14 protein-coding genes and 1 tRNA gene are annotated in these 16,274 nt (G+C 71.0%); 7 read left to right on the top strand and 8 right to left on the bottom strand.

Annotation, left to right across the window (positions count from 1 at the left end; translation table 11 throughout):
• Positions 1-211: 211 nt before the first annotated feature.
• Positions 212-2,041, top strand: coding sequence for a bifunctional diguanylate cyclase/phosphodiesterase (locus RBJ65_RS16880; protein ID WP_306320384.1), 1,830 nt, complete (start codon positions 212-214; stop codon positions 2,039-2,041).
• An 18-nt stretch (positions 2,042-2,059) separates the two neighbouring features.
• On the opposite strand, the gene RBJ65_RS16885 is transcribed toward RBJ65_RS16880, so the two are convergent.
• The 3 genes from RBJ65_RS16885 to RBJ65_RS16895 all read right to left on the bottom strand — a co-directional run bounded on the left by RBJ65_RS16885 (position 2,060) and on the right by RBJ65_RS16895 (position 4,974).
• Positions 2,060-3,145: an LLM class flavin-dependent oxidoreductase gene (locus RBJ65_RS16885; protein WP_306320383.1), complete on the bottom strand. Its 1,086-nt coding sequence runs from the start codon at positions 3,143-3,145 to the stop codon at positions 2,060-2,062.
• A gap of 256 nt (positions 3,146-3,401) precedes the next feature.
• Positions 3,402-4,133, bottom strand: coding sequence for a decarboxylase (locus tag RBJ65_RS16890; RefSeq protein WP_306320382.1), 732 nt, complete (start codon positions 4,131-4,133; stop codon positions 3,402-3,404).
• A 16-nt stretch (positions 4,134-4,149) separates the two neighbouring features.
• A complete protein-coding gene (locus RBJ65_RS16895; protein WP_306320381.1) occupies positions 4,150-4,974 on the bottom strand; it encodes an aspartate/glutamate racemase family protein in 825 nt (274 codons plus the stop codon).
• A 292-nt stretch (positions 4,975-5,266) separates the two neighbouring features.
• On the opposite strand from RBJ65_RS16895, the gene RBJ65_RS16900 reads away from it, so the two are divergent.
• The 6 genes from RBJ65_RS16900 to RBJ65_RS16925 all read left to right on the top strand — a co-directional run bounded on the left by RBJ65_RS16900 (position 5,267) and on the right by RBJ65_RS16925 (position 10,851).
• Complete coding sequence (locus RBJ65_RS16900; RefSeq protein ID WP_306320380.1) at positions 5,267-6,676, top strand: amidase; 1,410 nt, start codon at positions 5,267-5,269, stop codon at positions 6,674-6,676.
• A gap of 108 nt (positions 6,677-6,784) precedes the next feature.
• Positions 6,785-7,717 (top strand): ectoine/hydroxyectoine ABC transporter substrate-binding protein EhuB, encoded by a 933-nt coding sequence (gene ehuB / locus RBJ65_RS16905; RefSeq protein ID WP_306320379.1) that lies wholly within the window; start codon positions 6,785-6,787, stop codon positions 7,715-7,717.
• Complete coding sequence (gene ehuC / locus RBJ65_RS16910) at positions 7,714-8,457, top strand: ectoine/hydroxyectoine ABC transporter permease subunit EhuC (RefSeq protein ID WP_306320378.1); 744 nt, start codon at positions 7,714-7,716, stop codon at positions 8,455-8,457. Before ehuB ends, ehuC begins: the two co-directional genes overlap by 4 nt.
• A complete protein-coding gene (gene ehuD / locus RBJ65_RS16915; protein WP_306320377.1) occupies positions 8,454-9,101 on the top strand; it encodes an ectoine/hydroxyectoine ABC transporter permease subunit EhuD in 648 nt (215 codons plus the stop codon). The genes ehuC and ehuD overlap by 4 nt, the downstream gene beginning before the upstream one ends.
• Positions 9,091-9,906 carry an ectoine/hydroxyectoine ABC transporter ATP-binding protein EhuA gene (gene ehuA / locus RBJ65_RS16920; RefSeq protein WP_306320376.1) on the top strand — a complete coding sequence of 272 codons (816 nt, stop codon included), beginning with the start codon at positions 9,091-9,093 and terminating at the stop codon, positions 9,904-9,906. Before ehuD ends, ehuA begins: the two co-directional genes overlap by 11 nt.
• Before the next feature lie 174 nt (positions 9,907-10,080).
• Complete coding sequence (locus tag RBJ65_RS16925; RefSeq protein ID WP_306320375.1) at positions 10,081-10,851, top strand: IclR family transcriptional regulator; 771 nt, start codon at positions 10,081-10,083, stop codon at positions 10,849-10,851.
• Positions 10,852-10,984: 133 nt separating this feature from the next.
• Here the strand turns inward: RBJ65_RS16925 and RBJ65_RS16930 are convergent.
• The 5 genes from RBJ65_RS16930 to RBJ65_RS16950 all read right to left on the bottom strand — a co-directional run bounded on the left by RBJ65_RS16930 (position 10,985) and on the right by RBJ65_RS16950 (position 16,201).
• Positions 10,985-11,058: transfer RNA gene (locus RBJ65_RS16930), tRNA-Lys, on the bottom strand.
• A gap of 63 nt (positions 11,059-11,121) precedes the next feature.
• Positions 11,122-12,795, bottom strand: coding sequence for an AMP-binding protein (locus RBJ65_RS16935; RefSeq protein ID WP_306320374.1), 1,674 nt, complete (start codon positions 12,793-12,795; stop codon positions 11,122-11,124).
• Between the two features lie 176 nt (positions 12,796-12,971).
• Complete coding sequence (locus tag RBJ65_RS16940; RefSeq protein WP_306320552.1) at positions 12,972-13,574, bottom strand: lytic polysaccharide monooxygenase; 603 nt, start codon at positions 13,572-13,574, stop codon at positions 12,972-12,974.
• 135 nt (positions 13,575-13,709) lie between these two features.
• Positions 13,710-14,879 carry an SPFH domain-containing protein gene (locus tag RBJ65_RS16945; protein ID WP_306320373.1) on the bottom strand — a complete coding sequence of 390 codons (1,170 nt, stop codon included), beginning with the start codon at positions 14,877-14,879 and terminating at the stop codon, positions 13,710-13,712.
• Positions 14,880-14,899: 20 nt separating this feature from the next.
• The gene (locus RBJ65_RS16950) at positions 14,900-16,201 is read right to left on the bottom strand and encodes a peptidoglycan-binding protein (RefSeq protein ID WP_306320372.1); all 1,302 of its coding nucleotides are present in this window, start codon (positions 16,199-16,201) and stop codon (positions 14,900-14,902) included.
• Positions 16,202-16,274: the final 73 nt, after the last annotated feature.

Raw genomic sequence — 16,274 nt, forward strand, 5'->3', positions numbered from 1 at the left:
TCGATCGAGTCCCGGTCGGGCTCCGACAGAAGGTGGGGCAGTCGCGAGCAGAAACGATCTGGCGGGGCGGAGTCCACAGGTCCCGGACCCCCGCACCCCGCGGACCAGGCTGGATAGGCCGTCCGACCTGCCTCTATGATCGGCACACTTTCCTGCCGGGACCCGGCCGCACCAGACCACGCAACCATTCGACGCACCACGGGAGCGAGCGGTGAGCGCACAGCCCGAAGGGCCCACGACCGCGCGCCGGGTGGCCCCGCCCGGCCGACGCCACGATTCCCTCACGGAGAGTGGCCGGGCGCGATCGGCGCCGCGGCCGCCGTCCCCGCAGGCCGTCTACCGGCCGGCGTTCGTGACGTCTCCGCTGGCCATGGCGGTCGTCGACCGCGGCGGCCTGATCGTCGGCGCCAATGACGCCGCGTACGCGCTGCTGTGCGGTGCGGACGACGGGCAACTCGTCGGATGCGCCGCCGACGAACTGCTCGACCTGGCCTCGGACCAGCGCACCGCGGAGGCCTACGGCGAGATCCTGCGCGGGCGGCGGGCCCGGCTCAGCCGCACCCGCCGCCTCAAGCACCCCTCAGGGCACTCGGCCTGGCTGCGCGTCACGGTGTCGCCGCTGCCGGACACCGACGCCGTGCTGCTCTCGCTCAGCGATGTCACCGCGCACCGCGGCCTCCAGGACCGGCTGCACCACCTGGAGCTGCACGATCCGCTGACCCGGCTGCCCAACCGCGCCCTGTTCTTCGAGCGGGTCGCCGCGGCCCTGGAGGCGGGGACGTACGAGAGCCCGGACACGACCGGTCGCGTGGGGCTCTGCCTGCTCGACCTCGACGGGTTCAAGGCGGTCAACGACTCGCTGGGGCATCCGGTCGGCGACCGGCTGCTCGTCGCCGTCGCCGACCGGCTCACGCACTGCGCGGAGCACGCCCAGAGCGCGGCGGGCGCGCCGCTCGTGGCCCGGCTCGGCGGCGACGAGTTCGTGCTGCTCGTCGAGGACTCCACGGGTACGGAGCAGTTGGCCGACCTGGCGCGGACGGTGCTCGACGCGCTGCGCGAGCCCTTCGACCTGTCCGGGCACCAGGTGTCCGTGTCCGCCTCGATCGGCGTGGTCGAGCGGCAGGTCGCGGGCATCGGCACGACGGCCCTGATGCAGGCCGCCGACACCACGCTGTACTGGGCGAAGGCGGACGGCAAGGACCGCTGGACCTTCTTCGACCCGGAGCGCAACGCCCACCGGATGACCCGTCAGACCCTGTCGTCGAGCCTGCGGCCCGCGGTCGAGCGGGGTGAATTCGCCCTGGAGTACCAGCCGTTGGTGGAGATGACGGACGGCGGGCTGCGCGGCGTCGAGGCGCTGGTGCGCTGGCGGCACCCGCAGTTCGGCCTGTTGGCGCCGAATCGGTTCATCGGTCTGGCCGAAGAGGACGGCTCCATCGTGCAGTTGGGCCGCTGGGTGCTGCGCACGGCGTGCGCGCAGGCGCGGCGCTGGCAGTTGGAGCACCCGGGGGTGCCGCCGGTGTTCGTGAGCGTGAATGTGGCGGTGCGTCAGGTCTGGGACTCGGACCTGGTCGCGGACGTCGCACGCATCCTGGAGGAGACCGAACTCCCCCCGGAACTGCTCCAGTTGGAGCTGACCGAGTCCGCCGTGATGGGTTCGGCGGGACGGCCGCTCGACGCACTGCGGGCACTGAGCGACATGGGCGTACGCATCGCCATCGACGACTTCGGCACCGGGTACTCCAACCTCGCCTACCTCAGCCGGCTGCCGGTGTCGGTGCTCAAGCTCGACGGGGCGTTCGTGCGGGGCTTTCGTGGCGACGGGTCCGCGCCCGCGGATCCGGCCGACGCGATGATCGTCGAGGCGCTCGTGCAGCTGGCGCACCGGCTCGGGCTCACCGTGACCGCGGAGTGCGTGGAGACGGCGGAGCAGGCGGAGCGGCTGCGGCGGATCGGCTGCGACACGGGGCAGGGGTGGCTGTACTCGCGGCCGGTGGCGGCGGATCGTATCTCTGGGCTGCTGGCGGCGACGGATCAGTGACCCGCCGCCGCCACGCTGTTACGCCTCGGCGCGCGGCAACCCGTAGGCGTCCGCGATGAGTTCGTAGGAACGCAGGCGTACGTCGCCGCCGTGGGCGTTGGCCGTGAGCATCAACTCGTCGGCGCCCGTGCGCTTTTGCAGGTCGTCGAGGCCGGAGCGGACCTCGTCGGGGGTGCCGTGGATGACGTTGGAGTTCCAGGACTGGACGAAGTCCCGCTCCATCTCGTTGAACTGGTACGCCTCGGCCTCCTCGGGCGTGGGCACGAGACCGGGGCGGCCGGTCCGGAGCCGGACCATGTTGAGGGCGGCGGCGAGCACCTGGCGGCGGGCCTCGGTGCCGTCGTCGTCGGTCGCGAGGGCGGACACGCCGATCAGGGCGTACGGCCTGTCGAGGATCTCGGAGGGGCGGAAGTTCTCCCGGTACAGGTCGAGCGCCGGGAGCGTGTTCTGCGCCGAGAAGTGGTGCGCGAAGGCGAACGGGAGGCCGAGGGTCGCGGCGAGGCGGGCGCTGAAGCCGGAGGAGCCGAGGAGCCAGACGGGCGGGCGGTTCGGGTCCTGTACGCCGCCGGGGGAGGTGGCCTGGACCGGGCCCGGGACGGCGTGGATGCGAGAGTACGGGTGGCCGTCCGGGAAGTCGTCGTCGAGGAACCGGGTCAGCTCGATGAGCTGCTGCGGGAAGTCGTCGGCGCCTTCGCCCAGGCGGTCCGTGCGGCGCAGGGCGGCGGCGGTCGCGCCGTCGGTGCCGGGGGCACGGCCGAGACCGAGGTCGACGCGCCCCGGAGCCATCGCCTCCAGCGTCCCGAACTGTTCCGCGATCACGAGCGGGGCGTGGTTCGGCAGCATGACGCCGCCGGAGCCGAGGCGGATGCGGTCGGTGTGGGCGGCCAGGTGGGCCAGGATCACGGCCGGGCTGCTGGAGGCGACGCCGGGCATGGAGTGGTGCTCGGCGACCCAGTACCGGTGGTAGCCCCGGTTCTCCGCGAGGCGGGCGATGTCGACGCTGGTGCGCAGGGCCTGCGTGGCCGTGCGGCCGGCTCCCACGGTGACCAGGTCCAGGACGGAGAGCGGGGTGGGGGCGGTCCCGAGGGCTGCGCCGCGGATCACGGGTCCTCCTGCGATACGTACGTTGCGGGTGTGTGGTTGGACCCCGACGTAACGGAGGGGTACTCCGCTTTATTCCCCGAACCGTGGCTGACGCCCACCGCCATCGTTGCGCGGCACCGGGGGCCGCCTTGCCCACCCTGCCGCCCAAGGCGGCAGATTGCCCAAGGCGAGACGGGGCCGACCGGCGCCGGTAAATCAAGCCCCTGCGGCGTTTGAGCAGCGGGGTCCGGGGCGGAGCCCCGAGGCGTTGACCACGTCACACCTGTACCAACGGCTCCTTCTTGAAGAGGGCGCCCAGCGCGGGCGCGTTCACCCGGCGGTCGACCAGGCGGAGGGCCTCCCACACGGTGACCTGGTTCGCCGTGAGGACCGGCTTGCCGAGCTCGGCCTCCAGGTCACGCACATACGCCGCCGTGTGCAACGCCGTATCCGGCAACAACACCGCGTCCGCGTCGGGATGGTCGCCGGCGCGAGCCATCGCGAGAACCTCGTCCCACCCCCACGTACCGACCTCCGCCGCCGTAATGATCCCGCTCCCCCGTACGGCCAGCACCTCCGCCCCGGCCGCCTTGAGGAACGTAGCGAAGTGATCCGCGACGTCCTCCGGATACGTCGCGGCGACCGCCACCCGCCGCGCCCCCACCTCCCGCAACGCGTGCGCGAACGCGAAGGACGTGCTCGACGCCGGCAGCCCCGCCGCCATCGCGAGGCCGCGCACCTGCTCGTGCGCACCGTCCCAGCCGAAGACGAAGCTCCCGGACGTGCACGCCCACACCACCGCTTCCGCGCCGGCGAGGCGCAGCTCCTCGACTCCGGCGGCGAGGCGGTCGGGGGCGCCCATCTCCAGCAGCGCGTCGACGCGGTGCGCGTCCTCTCCGATGTCGGTGTGGACGACGGACAGCCGCACATCGCTGTCGATCAGCATCTCGATGCGCGGGTAGTCGTCCTCCGCGGAGTGTCCGGGGTACAGAAATCCCAGCGCGGTCATGCCGTGTGCCCACCCTTCATGTCCACCCTTCCTGTTCCTTCGGCCGTTCCCCCGGCAGGTCCTCCGGAGGCAGCGCCTCCGGCAGTTCCGAGGGGGGCCAGACCCGCGCCGCCGGATCGAGCAGCGCCTGGTACGGCCCCACGGCACGGGTACCCAGCCGGGCGAGGGCTGCCCACATCGTGACCTGATTCGCCGAGATCACCGGCACCCGCAGCTCGGCCTCCAGCTGCGGGATGATGTCGTACGTGGGCAGGTTGGTGCAGCTGATGAAGAGCGCGTCGGCCCCGGCACGCACCGCCTCCCGGGCCATTGTCGCGACGTCGCGGTAGGGGACCTTCCAGATGTGGCTCGTCAGGCCGAGATAGGCACGGCCCGTGACCGTGACCCCGGCCTGGGCCAGATACCGCTCCAGCGATTCGGTGACCGAGCGGGTGTACGGCGTGACGAGGGCGATCCGGTTCGCGCCCAGTTCGTCCAGCGCCTGCAGCAGCGCCCCGGACGTGGTCACGGCCGGCCGCTCCCCGGACCGCGCCATCGCCGCGCACAGCGCCCGCTCCCCCGCGACCCCGCCGACGAAGCTGCCGGAGGCGCAGGCGTACGCGAGGACTTCCGGCTCGGCGGCGCCGAGCGCGCGCACCGCCTCGCCGAGGGTTTCGTGCTCGCTGACCAGCCGGGCCAGGTCGAGGCCGACCTCGACGGGCACGAACGGGGTGCGGGTGAGGTGGAGGGAGACGTGGTCGGGCACCCAGCGCCACAGCTCGCGGTCGAGGGCGAAGTCGAACGGGGCGACGACGCCCACGCCGCGCTGCGGCTGCGGTCCCCCCAGGAATGAGACGTCCATGAGCAGGCCCCAAGTTCAGCTGTCTGATCATTGCCGGTGTGGTGCTTGAGCCGGCGAACCGCCGGGACGTCGGGACAGCGTGTGGAGTACCTCTGTTGTCGACGGTAGGTTGCGGTGCCTGCGGGGTCAATCCACACATGTCAGCGAGTACCCGACTTCTCGCGACCAAGGAAACCGGACCTTCATTGCCGGACGGTTTCCCCGCGATGTCCGCACCCGACTCCGTGCCTGACGAGGTGAAGCTGGGTAGGTCCCCGGCGACGGATCGGCGATCTTGGCTGTGGAGGGGCGGATGACGACGACCGAGCTCATCGGACTGACCGCGCAGGACCTCATCGAGGGATATCGCAAGGGAGAGTTCAGCCCCGTCGACGCGGCCCGCGCCGTGCTCGCCCGGATCGAGGAGACCGAGGCCGCGCTGAACGCGTTCGTACGCGTCGACGCGGAGGGGGCCCTCGCCCAGGCGGAGGCGAGCGCGCGGCGCTGGCGCGAGGGCGAGCCGATGGGTCCGGTCGACGGGGTGCCGGTGTCCGTGAAGGACATCCTGTTGCAGCGCGGCGCGCCCACCCTCCGTGGCTCGAAGACCGTTTCGCAGGAGGGGAGTTGGGGCGAGGACTCGCCGTCCGTGGCCCGGCTGCGCGAGCACGGCGCGGTCCTCGTCGGCAAGACGACGACGCCCGAGTTCGGCTGGAAGGGCGTGACCGACTCGCCGCTTTCGGGCGTGACCCGCAATCCGTACGACACCTCGCGTACGGCGGGTGGTTCAAGTGGCGGAAGCGCGGCGGCGGTCGCCGTGGGTGCGGGGCCACTGTCGCTTGGCACGGACGGCGGTGGTTCGGTACGCATACCGGCGTCCTTCTGCGGGATCTTCGGCCTGAAGCCGACGTACGGGCGGGTGCCGCTGTACCCGGCGTCCGCGTTCGGCACGCTGTCGCACATCGGCCCGCTGGCGCGCACGGCGGCCGACGCCGCGCTGATGATGGACGTGATCTCGGGCCCCGACGCCCGGGACTGGTCGGCGGCGGGCCCGCCCTCCGGCGGCTTCCGGGACGCGCTGGACGGCGGGGTGCGCGGGCTGCGGGTCGCGTACTCGCCGACGCTCGGCGGGCAGGTGGCGGTGCGGCCCAGCGTCGCCGCGGTGGTGCGCGCGGCGGTGACGCGGCTCGCCGAACTCGGGGCGTACGTCGAGGAGGTGGACCCCGACTTCACTGATCCGGTCGAGGCCTTCCACACCCTGTGGTTCAGCGGGGCGGCCCGCGTCGTGCAGCATCTCCCGGCGTCCCGGCGGCAGTTGCTCGACCCGGGACTGCGGGACGTCTGCACGCGGGGCGCCCGGTACAGCGCGCTCGACTATCTGGCGGCGGTCGACGCGCGGATGGAACTGGGGCGGCGGATGGGCGCGTTCCACTCGACGTACGACCTGCTGGTGACGCCGACGGTGCCGATCACCGCGTTCGAGGCCGGTGTTGAGGTGCCGAAGGGCTCGGGTATGCGGCGATGGACGGGCTGGACCCCGTTCACGTACCCCTTCAACCTGACCCAACAGCCCGCCGCATCCGTGCCCGTGGGGCTCGACGAGGAGGAACTGCCGGTCGGGCTGCAGCTCGTGGCCGCGCGGCACCGGGACGATCTCGTGCTCCGGGCGGCGCACACGCTGTACGAGGCCGAGGTGGCGCGACACTCAAGCCCCAACACCGCTTGAATCGCGTGAAGTTAGGACATTGCCGAATTGCCGTGAATTCAGATCTCGGCTTTATCAAGGGCTGAAAACGATAGGCATACCTCCCGGGGCTTCGGGTAATGGCGCGCCATGGCTCCACCACTTGGTAACAATGAGGGATTCATCGCCAGACCAGTCCGCCGCCGTTCCCTGCTCTACGGTGCGGGGGCGGCGGCTCTGGGTGTTTTCGGCGCTGCGGCGTGTACGCGTGTGCCGGAGGAGGGGAAGGTCGAGGGCGGGGACCTGCTGGAACGTCTACGCGACGCGGGGGAGGTCAAGATCGGCGTCGCGGGCGAGGTCCCGTACGGGTACATCGACGAGAACGGCGAGGTCACCGGGGAGGCGCCGGCCATCGCCAAGGTGATTTTCCCGCGCCTCGGAGTGCCCAAGGTGAAGGCGGTGCCGACGCAGTTCAGCGCGCTGATCCCGGGGCTCACCCAGGCGCAGCAGTTCGACGTGGTGTCGGCGGGCATGTACATCAATCCGGATCGCTGCGCCCAGGTGCTGTTCTCCGATCCCGACTATCTGATGCCCGACTCGTTCATCGTGCGCAAGGGAAACCCGCACGGCATCAAGACGTACAAGGAAATCGCGGACAAGAAGCTGAAGTTCGCGACGGGCACGGCCTACGCGGAGATCGACACCGCCAAGGCCCTGGGCATCAAGGACATGCTGATCCTGCCCGACCAGGTCGCCGGGCTCGACGCCGTGCGCCAGGGCAGGGTCGACGCCTTCGCCGGCACGGCCGTCACGGTCCGCACGGTGATCAAGGGCAAGAGCGGGGTCGAGGGTGTCGCGCCCTTCCAGCCCTACGTGGACGGAAAGCCGGTCTACGGAGCGGGCGGATTCGCGTTCCGGAAGTCGGAGATGAACCTGCGCGACGCGTTCAACAAGGAGCTGCACAAGCTCAAGGACAGCGGTGAACTCCTGCGCATCATGGCGCCCTTCGGCTTCACGAAGAAGGAGATGACCGACCTCACGGTCGAGAAACTCTGCCCCCCTGCCAAGGGAGCCGCCTCATGATGTCCGCGAAGTTCTTCGAGAACTGGTTCCTTCCTGGTATCTGGATCACGCTTGAGGTCACGGTCCTCAGCGCGATCATCGCCTTCGTCATCGCGTTCATCATCGGCATCCTGCGCACGTCCAACGTGTGGTTCGTGCGCTTCCTGTCCGGGGCGTACTTCGAGATCTTCCGCAGCACGTCCTCGCTGGTCTTCATGTTCTGGATCGCGTTCACCGTGCCGATGCTGTTCCAGATCAAGTTCCAGCCGATGTTCGCGGGCATCCTGGCGCTCAGCATCACCTACGGCGCCTACGGTTCGGAGATCGTGCGCGGCGCACTCGCCGCGGTGCCGCCCGCCCAGCGCGAGGCCGGCATCGCCCTCAACTTCTCGCGCGCCCAGCGCCTGCGCCGCATCGAGATCCCGCAGGCCTGGCCGGAGATGATCCCGCCGTTCAACAACCTGCTGATCGAGCTGCTCAAGGGAACCTCGCTGGTCTCCCTCATCGCGGTGGCCGACATGACGTTCGCGGGCAACCTCAAGCGGCTCGTCTCCGGCGACAGCGCGCCGGTCTACACGCTGCTGCTCGTCCTGTACTTCGTCTTCGCCTTCGTCTTCACGCGCCTCATGCGTCTGCTTGAGCGCCACGCCAAGAGCCGTGTCGGTCAGGCGCCCGAGAAGGGCGGCCTGCGCGTGCTCCTCGGCGGCATGCGCTCCAAGTCGACGATCGACGCCGTCACCGGTGCCGGAGGTGCCAAGTGAACTGGGACTGGTCCAACGTCGCGGACTTCATGCCGCAGTTCTGGGACGGCGTACTCGTCACGCTCCAGGCGCTCGTCGGCGGCGTCATCATCGCCTTCGCCCTCGGCCTTGTGTGGGCGATCGCCCAGCGCTCCACGCAGAAGTGGATCAGCTGGCCGGTGACGGCGGTCACCGAGTTCATCCGGAACACCCCGCTCCTGGTGCAGCTGTTCTTCCTCTTCTACGTCGTTCCCTCCATCGGCATCTCGATGTCCCCGCTGGTCACCGGCATCGTCGGGCTCGGCCTGCACTACTCGACCTACACGTCCGAGGTCTACCGGGCCGGTATCGAGGGCGTGCCCGTCGGCCAGTGGGAGGCGGCCACGGCGCTCAGCCTGCCCAAGGCCCGCACCTGGCGCGCGGTGATCCTGCCGCAGGCCGTGCGCCGCGTGATCCCGGCGCTCGGCAACTACGTGATCGTCATGCTGAAGGAGTCGCCGCAGATCATGGCGATCGGCGCCCTCGACATGCTGGGCGAGGCCCAGGGCTTCAGCCAGACCACCTTCACCTACGAGGCCATCAGCGTCGTCGGTGTCGCGTTCATCGTCATCGCCTACCCGGCCTCTCTTCTTCTGCGAGTTTTGGAGCGTCGTCTTGTCCGCTGACAGCAGCACTTCCCAGGAAATCCCGAATCCTGCCGTCGACGGCAGCGAGCTCATCCGCTTCGACAAGGTCACCAAGCGGTTCGGCAGCAACACCGTCCTCGACGACCTGGACTTCTCCGTCGCGTCCGGCAAGCACGTCACGCTGATCGGCCCGTCCGGATCCGGCAAGACCACGATCCTGCGGCTGCTCATGACCCTGATGAAGCCCGACGAGGGCACCATCAAGGTCGGCGGCGAGTACCTCACGCACGAGCAGAAGGACGGCAAGCTCGTCCCGGCCGGCGAGAAGCACATCCGTGAGATCCGCAAGAACATCGGGATGGTCTTCCAGCAGTTCAACCTGTTCCCGAACATGAACGTGCTGCGGAACATCACCGAGGCCCCGGTCAACGTGCTCGGCCTGTCCAAGGACGAGGCGGAGGGGCGGGCCAAGGAGCTGCTCGACATGGTCGGCCTCGGCGACCGCTGCGAGGCGTACCCGTCGCAGCTGTCCGGCGGGCAGCAGCAGCGTGTGGCGATCGCGCGGGCCCTGGCCATGCGCCCGCAGGTCCTGCTCCTCGACGAGGTCACGTCGGCCCTCGACCCCGAGCTGGTGGCCGGCGTCCTCGACGTGCTGCGCGACATCGCGCACACCACGGACATCACCATGCTGTGCGTGACCCACGAGATGAACTTCGCCCGCGACATCTCGGACCAGGTCCTGATGTTCGATTCCGGTCGCATCATCGAGTCCGGTTCGCCGGAGAAGATTTTCAGCGAGCCGGAGCACGCGCGCACCCAGGAATTCCTCAGCGCCGTGCTGTGACCAGCCGCTCACCGCGTGGTGTGTGACTTTGGCATATGCCAGGGTGGCGCGTTCCTGCTGAGAGGCACGGAACGCGCCACCAATCTCCCCAACAGCCGCCCCCAAAGGGGGCGTTGACGGCTATCGTGGACGAAGCCCAGCTGTCCGGAACCGGTCCATGCAGGGGGAAGAGCCGTGGCGCTGAAGCACGAGCACGGTGCGCCTTCGCACCAGCCGCACGAATCGGTGCAGCACGCGTTGCGCGTGCTGGAGACCGTCGCCCACCGGGGCGTGGGCGTCACCGACACGGAGCTGGCGCGGGTCACCGGACTGCCCACCGACCAACTGACCCTTCTGCTGCGCATGCTGCGCCGCGAGGGTTACGTCAGGCAGACCGCCGACGGCGCGTACATCACCGGCGAGACCCTGACCAGGCTCGGCGCCGCGGACGGCCGTGCGGCCGCACTCACCGCCAAGCTCCAGCTCACGCTCGACCGGCTGCGGGACGACGTGGGCGCGGCGGTCTACATGAGTCGTTACGTCGACGGGGAGATCCGCGTCACGCAGATCGCCACGGGCCCCGAGACGCCCGCGGTGAACGAGTGGGTGGACTTCCGCGTCTCGGCGCACGCGAGCGCCATCGGCAAGAGCCTCCTCGGCCAGCTCGACGCGAACGGGCGGCGTGACCACCTCTCCCGGCACAAGATGGCGCGGCTCACGTCGCGCACGATCACGAACGAGAAGGTGCTGCTCTCCCGCCTCGCCTCGCAGCCGGCGACGGTTCCGGTGCTCGATCTTCAGGAGTACGCGGTGGGGACGGTGTGCGCGGCCGTGCCGATCACCGCCGGTGCGTCTGTGGGGTGTCTGGCGCTGTCGTTGCCGGTCGAGCATGCGCATCGGTTGCACGATGCGGCGAGGCAGTTGAACCGGGAGGCGGCGCCGGTCCTCTTGTCCTTGGCGATCTGACCGTTTGCGGGGGACGTGGTTACGGCCTCGGGGCTCTGCCCCGGACCCCGCGCCTCAATCGCCGGCGGGGCTTGATTTTCCCGCCCATACACGAAGCGAGGCCCCCCGCTGTTGCGGGGGGCCTCGCTCTCTGTGCGCCATCAGGGACTCGAACCCCGGACACGCGGATTAAGAGTCCGCTGCTCTAACCAACTGAGCTAATGGCGCCGGTTGACGAAGTAAATACTACCTGGCCCCAGGGGGTGCTTTTGACCACCGGGGCCACAGGCGTCACGGGGCCGCGATCAGGGACTCGCGGCCGCGCTCCCGGTACGCCGCCGTGAGCTCGGCGTGGTCCTGGGCGGTCAGCGGCCGGTAGGTGTCGGCGGTCGGCGGGTGCCACCACAGGTCGCCGCCCGCCCAGAACCCCTCGCGGCGCAGCTCACCGCGCCGCACCTTGTTCGTGGCCGTCACGGGCATCCGGTCCACCACCCGTACGAACCGGGGAGCCATCTTCGTCCCCAGGTCCCCCTGCGCCCGCAGGAACGCGGCGAACCGCGACGGGTCGAAGGCGCGGCCCTCGTGGAGCGCCACCGTCGCCATCACCTGGTCGCCCGCCACCGGGTCCGGCACCCCGTAGACCGCCACGGCCGCCGCGTCCGGCCAGCGGGCGAGGATGTTCTCGATCATGGCGGGGGCGAGGTTCTCGCTGTCGACGCGGATCTTGTCGTCGCCGCGCCCGGCGAAGTAGAGGAACCCGTCGGCGTCCCGGTAGAAGTGGTCGCCGGTCCAGTACCAGCCATGATCGCGGACCCGCTCGGCGTACGCCGCGTCGTTGCGCCAGTAGCCCTCGAAGGGCGAGCGGGCGCGGTTGACCAACTCCCCTATGGCGGCGGACCCGTTGAGGAGGCGGCCGGACGGGTCGAAGGCCGCCGGTGGGCACTCCGCCTTCGTCTCCGGGTCGAGGACGGCGAGGTCGGAGCCGGGGCTCGCCCGGCCGATCGCGCCCGGCGGGGTGTCGGGCGTGCGCTGCACCGCGGCGCCGCCCTCCGACGAGCCGTACCCCTCCACGAGCCGCACCCCGAACCGCTCCTCGAAACGCGCCGCGTCCACGGCCCCCGCCTCCGTGCCGAACCCGACGCGCAGCGGGTTGTCCCGGTCGTCCGCCCGCTCCTCGGTGGCGAGGATGTACTGGACGGCGCGGCCCACGTACGTGAAGTACGTGGCGCCGAACTTCCGTACGTCCGGCAGGAATTGGGAGGCCGAGAAGCGGCGGCGCAGCGCCACCCCGGCGCCCGCCGCGACGGCCGGAGCCCAGTCCGCGATGACGGCGTTGCCGTGGAAGAGGGGCATGCAGATGTAGTGGACGTCGTCCGCGCGGACCCCGAAGTTCGCGACGAGCGACTCCCCCGCCGCCGCGAGTCGGCCCTGCGAGCACAGCGCCGCCTTCGGGGCCCCGGTCGAGCCGGACGTGAAGTAGAGCAGCATGCGGGTGCCGGGGCCGACCCGGCCGTCGATCTCCGGTTTCGCCCCTTCGTAGGGCGCGAGCAGCTCGTCGTACGCGTCCGTGTCGGTCACCAGGACGCGGACGCCCGGTAGCGCGAGGCCGTCGAGCAGCGGGAGGTGGGCCCGCTCGGTGACCAGGACCCGGCACTCGGTGTGCGTGATGTCGCGGGCGAGTTCGGCGCCGCGCCTGGTGGGGTTCAGCCCGGCGACGGCGGCGCCGGACAGCGCGGCGGCCCCCAACCACTGGGGAAACTCCGGGCCGTTGTCGAGCAGCACCCCGACATGAGGCTCCCCCTCCCGCGGCAACAACTCCCCGAGCAACGCCGCGCGGGCCGCCGCACCGGCGGTGACCTGGTGGTGACTGAGCACTCCGCCCTCGTACGCGAGCCCGTCCCTGTGGTCGCCCCACCGCGCCTGTATCAGCTCGGCGAAGGTGCGCGTACTGGTATTGGATCCCATGGCGAGGCAGGGTAATTGACGCACCGTCAGAAATGGAGCCCCTGCGGCGATTGAGCAGCGGGGTCCGGGGCAGAGCCCCGAGGCCGTAACGCCGGTTCGGCGAATACAGCCCCGCCGGCGCTTGAGGCGCGGGGTCCGGGGCAGAGCCCCGAGGCGTCAACCCCGGGGCCCGCCACTCAGAACGTCACGTCCGAGCACGCGTAGAACGCGTTCGCCGTGTCCGCGATCGTCCACACGGCCAGAATCACGTGATGCCCGCTCTTCCCGGAGGGCAACGTGCCGGTGTGCGACAGCGTGGCCGGCGGCTGCCCCTGGTACGGCACCGTGAGGAACGGCGTCGTATTGAGGGACGCCCGCGTCAGCGGCTGGCTCTGGTCCCAGCCGTCCTTGGTGATGTAGTAGCGGAAGTCCGTGGTGGAGTGCCGCGCGGTGAACTGCCAGCGGAAGGTCTGGCTCTGACCGGCCGACACCTGCGTCGTCGGCCAGGCGGTGCCGTTCGGCTGCTTGGCCGCGTCGAGCGCGCCGAAGTTGCCGTGCCCGCCGGAACAGATGTGCCCGTCCGCGGGTCCGGCCGCAGGGAAGCCCTTGAGGCCCTCGACGCTCTGCGGCTCCCACTGGATGTCGCCGCAGCCCTTGACGGTGCCGTTGGCGCACAGCTTCTGCCTGCTGATGGGCAGATCCGTGTAGCCGTGGCCGCTGGCGCCGCCCGCGGAGAGCGCGAACGCTCCCGCGGTGGTCAGGCCGAGCACGGACGCGTACACCTTCGTACGCTTCGAGATCCTTCGCATGCTGCCGCTCCTGGGGGTGTTGGGAGTGCCGGAAGCTGTGCGCACAGCGATAGTTCAGGTCTAGACCAACGCACAATGTAGAACCGTGAGTTGGGCATGTCCAGACCAATCGCAATTCCCGAAGCGTCACTCCCCTCGCCCTGTATAGAAGGCCACCGTCAGGTCCTTCACGAGCAACTTGCGTTCGTAGTCGTCGAGATCGACCAGGCCGCGCGCGGTCAGCCGCGTCACGGTGTCCTCCACCGAGTCCACGACCGAGGTGAGGACGGTGTCCCGCTGCCGCGCGTCGAGGGCCGCGATCCGGCGGCGGCGCATCGCCGCGGCCACCTCCGGCTCGTACTCGATCCGCGTGGGCTGCGCCGAGAACACCTCGATGCCGACCGCCGCGGCGTCCTCTGCGAGCCGCCGGGTGAGCAGATCGCCGAGGATCTCCACGCCCCGCAGCGCGGGCGCGTCCCGGTCGCGGACCTCGGCGGGCAGCCGGGACAGCACCCGCGCGAGCCCCGTCTCCACGCACTCGCGCAGATACGTCTCGTGGTCCGCGACCCCGAGCGTCGCCCGCGCCGTGTCCTTGATCCGCCAGGCGACGAGCACGACGACGCGCAGCGCCTCGCCATTGGCGTCGACCGCCGGCAACGGCTCGCTGCGCCAGTGCCGAAGGCGCAGGTCGACCCGGCGGCGCCGCAGCAGCGGGTTCAGCCACAGCAAGCCCTGCCTGCGCACGCTCCCCCGGTACCGGCCGAAGCGGGTGAGCACCCAGGCCCCGCCGGTGCGCCCGCGCGCGAGCCCGCCGACGCCGAAGGCCGCGAGCGCCCCCGACCCCGCGAGCGCCGCCCACTGCGCGGGGCCGAACCCGGCGCCCACGGACCCGCCGACCCCCGCGAGGTCCGTCACGACCTTGGGCAACGCCCCCGCCCAGCCCGCCGAGGCCGCGGCCCCGGCCGCCCCCACGGCCCCGCCGAACACCCCGAAGGCGCCGGGCAGCGCACGTACGGGACGCTCCTCGATGTCGGGGTCGGCGGACGGCGCGGAGCGGGCCGGGGCGGTGGCGGCGGCGGTGGCGGTGGCGGCCGGGGGCGTACGACGGGCAGCGGGCGCGGTCCGGCTCTTGGCCGCGCTCTTGCCCTCGGCAGCATCAGCCGTGGCCGCACCGGTCGCCTTGGTGACCACCGCCGGGCGCAGCGGCACCGCCACCGGATCGGGGTCGTCACGGAAGAGGAGATGGACCGGAATCTCGGTGGTGGACTCGTTGCGGATGAGCCGCGTGCCGCGCGCCCCTCCGTCGGTTTCGGTCATGGAACCCTCCGCGTCGCGCGTCATGAGAAGAGCCGCCGCCAGGTCTCGGGGCCCGGATAGCCGTCGGCCGCCTTGCCGCGCCAGCCCTGGGCCCGCTGGAACGCCTCGACATTGCGCCGGTCCGCCTCGGTCCAGCGCGGCCCAGGACCCTTGCGGTAGTGCTTGCCGAACCCTTTCTTCACGAGCTGCTCGCCGAGCCGCGTGACATCGGCGCTCGTAGCGCCCTGCCGGAACTTGGCCTTTCCGGGGAAGGCCGACGACCCGGCCCGCTCACCGCCACCGGCGCCCCCGCCGGCCGCCGGAATGCTCCGCCCCTGCCCCTTCGACAGATACGCCCAGGTCGTGGGCCCCGGGATGCCGTCGGCCGCCTTGCCGCGCCAGCCCTGCGCACGCTGGAACGCGCGGGTCGCCCTGCGGTCGGCCTCGCTCCACTTCGGCCCGGGGCCCACCCGGTAGTACCGCTTGCCGCCCCGCTCGACGAGCATCTTCCCGAGCCGGGTCACATGCGAGTTGTTCTTGCCGGGACCGAAGTACTTGGCTCCGGGGAACTTCGTCGACGACGCGCGCGAGCCCGAACTGCCGTCCGTGACCGCCTTGTAGCGCAGCGCGATGTAGTTCTTCGAGTGGCTCCAGTACGCGTACGGGGTGGTCTGCACGCGCGCGCCCGGCCGGGTCTGCTCGTACGCGACGTACTGGGTGCGCGAGGCGTTCGCCCAGCCGCCGAAGATCGTGACGTGCGAGCCCTTCTCCGGGTCGGAGGGGTTGTGGAAGAGCAGGATGTCGCCCGGCTGCAGCTGCGCCTTGGTGATCCGGGTGCCGTACTGGGCGAGGCTCCCGGTCCACTCGTTGCCCGGCAGGCCCCACGCCATCGAGACGAAGCCGGAGCAGTCCTGGCGGTAGCCGTCCTTCCAGTACTTGTTCATGTCGTACGGGACCTTGGCCGAGATCCACGTTCTGGCCCGGTCGAGGATCGCGGTGCGCGAGGTGCCGCGCAGCGTCGGGGGCCGGGTGAGCGAGACGGAGGCGGCGGCCGGGGCCGGTGCTCCGTGCAGGGGGCCGGTGCCGCCCTGGGGTGTCGTGTCGCCGTTGTCCTCGTCGTCCGGGGCCGGGGCCTGGGGCCTGACCTCGCGGTGTTCGGCCGCGGCTGCCGGGGTTGTCTGGAGGCCGCCGATGACGGTGCCCGCGGCGGCGGCGAGGACCAGGGCGTGCCGGGTGCCCACCTTGGTGCGCACCGGGTGGGACACGGAGCGCCGCCACGCGGCGCAGCCCGCGCAGTCGCAGTCCTCGGCCGGGTCGACGTCCACGAATACGGGTGCGCTCATGCGCTCCATGCGATTCCCCTCACACTCCGGTGCCGGACTTTGGAATATCGAGCCTCGATTTCGCACGCAGGAA

Source organism: Streptomyces sp. KL109B, assembly GCF_030766935.1.
Lineage (GTDB): Bacteria > Actinomycetota > Actinomycetes > Streptomycetales > Streptomycetaceae > Streptomyces.

Bases quoted from the DNA above. Each gene is read 5' to 3' on its own strand.
- ehuB (WP_306320379.1), top strand. From the start codon at position 6,785: ATGGCTCCACCACTTGGTAACAATGAGGGATTCATCGCCAGACCAGTC.
- ehuC (WP_306320378.1), top strand. From the start codon at position 7,714: ATGATGTCCGCGAAGTTCTTCGAGAACTGGTTCCTTCCTGGTATCTGG.
- RBJ65_RS16895 (WP_306320381.1), bottom strand. From the start codon at position 4,974: ATGGACGTCTCATTCCTGGGGGGACCGCAGCCGCAGCGCGGCGTGGGC.
- RBJ65_RS16950 (WP_306320372.1), bottom strand. From the start codon at position 16,201: ATGAGCGCACCCGTATTCGTGGACGTCGACCCGGCCGAGGACTGCGAC.
- RBJ65_RS16890 (WP_306320382.1), bottom strand. From the start codon at position 4,133: ATGACCGCGCTGGGATTTCTGTACCCCGGACACTCCGCGGAGGACGAC.
- RBJ65_RS16900 (WP_306320380.1), top strand. From the start codon at position 5,267: ATGACGACGACCGAGCTCATCGGACTGACCGCGCAGGACCTCATCGAG.
- RBJ65_RS16935 (WP_306320374.1), bottom strand. From the start codon at position 12,795: ATGGGATCCAATACCAGTACGCGCACCTTCGCCGAGCTGATACAGGCG.
- RBJ65_RS16945 (WP_306320373.1), bottom strand. From the start codon at position 14,879: ATGACCGAAACCGACGGAGGGGCGCGCGGCACGCGGCTCATCCGCAAC.